This window comes from Cupriavidus sp. HMR-1, from assembly GCF_000319775.1.
Classification (GTDB): domain Bacteria; phylum Pseudomonadota; class Gammaproteobacteria; order Burkholderiales; family Burkholderiaceae; genus Cupriavidus; species Cupriavidus metallidurans.
This window is the reverse complement of sequence record NZ_ANKP01000012.1, coordinates 1-2,554: the sequence shown is the minus strand read 5'-3', so window position 1 is coordinate 2,554 and position 2,554 is coordinate 1. Positions and strand designations below refer to the sequence as shown.

Below are 2,554 nucleotides of genomic sequence, written 5' to 3'. Positions count from 1 at the left end.
GCCAGCACCACCAGCGCCGCATGGCGCGCCTCATGCAGCCGCGCCAGCAGCGCATCGCGCATGGCGATGCCGCCGCCCAGCCTGGGCGGCATGAGCTTGTGGGAAGGCACACTGCAATCCATGGACATCCGCTCCGTACCTGCCGGCCCACACTCGCAGACCGCTCGCAGACCGTATGACCAGCAGGATATGCCCGCACGCGCGCGTTGCGGCCGACAGCCACCCTGGCCCACCTGAAGCGGGTGGGAACGACGCAAAGCGCACGGTCGTGCGCTTTTGGTCGTCCCGCGCCACCGGGGGGGCGAGTAGAATCGCTTGGCATCGGGCCTTGCCCCTCCTGCGCGCCGCCGCATCCGGCGCTGGTCAAACCCATGTCCCAGCCTTTTCCCGCGCCGGCTGAATCCGCATCGACCGACGTCTTCGCGGATATCTCTCCCGACGTTTCTCCTGACGTTTCGCCGCTATCGGCTGCGCGCGCGCATCCGCGCGGCACGGCGCGCGTGGTGGCGCGCGAACGGCTGCTGGCCCAACTCACCGAGGCTCGCCGCCGCCGCTGCATCGTGATCCAGGGACCCGCCGGCTTCGGCAAAACGGCCGTGCTGGTGGCCTGGCGGCTAGACCTGCGCGCCCTGGGCTTCGACATGGCCTGGGTGACGCTGGCCGACGACGACAACGACATGACCCACTGGCTCGACCACGTGCTGTCGAGCCTGGCGCAGGTCAGCCCCGCCATCACGCGCGAGGCCGCCCTGCTCGGCGGTCTGGGCGACATGGAAAGCGAGGCAATCGAGCGCACCGTGATCGCGCTGGTGGGCGGCATCGCGGCGTGCCCGCGCGAGATCGTGCTGGTGATCGACGAACTGCATCGCCTGACCAACCCCCGCGTGCTGGAAGCCATGCAGTGGCTGCTGGACTACGCGCCGCCAAACCTGCACGTGGTGCTGGCCTCGCGCAGCCAGGTGCCGCTCTCGCTGGGACGCCTGCGCGACCAGGACCTCGTGCTTGAACTCGACCAGCGCGACCTGCGGCTGACCGCCGACGAATCGCGGCGCTTTCTGGCCACGCAGTTGACCGGGATTGACGCGCGCGATGCGCGGGTACTACACGAGCTGACCGACGGATGGGTGGCCGGCCTGCAACTGTTCGCCACGCACTGGAAGCGCAAGAAGCAGGACGCCAACAGCCTGTCGTTCGCCAACGACTTCGTGCGGGCCAATGTGCTGAATGCGGGCGCCTTCTCGGCCTATTTCGAGCGCGAGGTGCTGTCACGCCTGGCCCCGGACGAAGCCGAGTTGCTGGTGCACGCGGCCGCCTGCGAGCGCTTCTGCGCATCGCTATGTGTCGCCCTGACCGGGGGGCGCGCCGATTCGGAACCCGTGGTTTCGGCGCTGCTGGCGCGGCTCGACAACGAGAACCTGTTTATCGAACCGGTACAGGGGCCCGACCGGGCACCGTGGTACCGGCTGCATCCGCTCCTGCGCGAAACGCTGGCGGAGCGGTTCCGCCAGCGCAGCGAATCGGTGCGGCATCAGGTCCATATGGCGGCCTGGCAGTGGTTCCGTGATCACCGGCTGCTCGTCGAAGCGGTCAGGCACGCGGTGCTGGCCGGCGAATCCGGTACTGCCGCGGATCTGGTCGAACGCTACGCATCGACCCTGATCGGACGTGGCGAGGTACGCAAGGTGGCGGGCCTGCTGCAGCAGCTTCCCAAACCCGAGGTCCGTGCCCGGCTGGCGTTGCGCCTGCTCACGGTGCAGATGCAACTCTATGCGCACGAAGTCGATGCCGCGCGGGCCGAGCTCGACGCGCTCGATGGCGAACTGCCAGCCGAAGGGGAGCTGCGCCAGCGCCTCAGGCAACTCCAGATGATGCGGATGGTGCTGACCGACGACGCCGAGAGTGCGCAGCGGCTGCAGCCGCTGCTCGAATCCATGCCGGGCGACGTCGGCGGCTTGCTGGTGGGCGCGCGTAACAACCTGTTGACGTGGCTCTACATGCATCAGGGCAACTACGAGCGCGCCCGCGCCATCCAGTCTGACAACGCGCCACTGATCGTCGAGGGCGCGCCGCTGCTCGGCAGCGCGGCCGGCATGCTCAACGGCCGATGCATGGCCGCCTTCAGCTACGCGATCGAAGGCAAGATCACGCAGGTGGAGCGCATTTGCCGTGACGTGCTACGCGAAACCGAACAGGTCGGCGCATTCGGGACCGAGCCCGAGTACTTTGCGGCAGCCATGCTTGGCGAGGTGCTCTACGAGCAAAACCAGATCGAAGCCGCGCTGGCCATGCTGGAACCCCGGGTGGACGTGCTGGAGCGCATCTCGATTCCCGATTCGGTTTTGCGCGTCATCATGACGCTCGCGAAGTGCCATGCCGTCCGTGGTCACCATCTGGATGCCTTTGCCTACCTCGAACGGCTGGAAGAACATGCCGCGCGACGCAAGCTCGATCGTTTGCTCGCGCACAGCCTTGCCGGCCAGGTCCGGCTGCATCGGCGAGCCGGCGACCGTGCCGCAGCGGATGCCTGCCGGTCGCGGCTCGAGGCCATCGCCGA

The 2,554-nt window shown here is 68.1% G+C and carries 1 protein-coding gene; it reads left to right on the top strand.

The features are described 5' to 3' along the window. Positions 1 to 371: 371 nt before the first annotated feature. Positions 372 to 2,554: AAA family ATPase (locus tag D769_RS00210; protein ID WP_008640816.1), on the top strand; the 2,183-nt coding region annotated here is incomplete at its 3' end.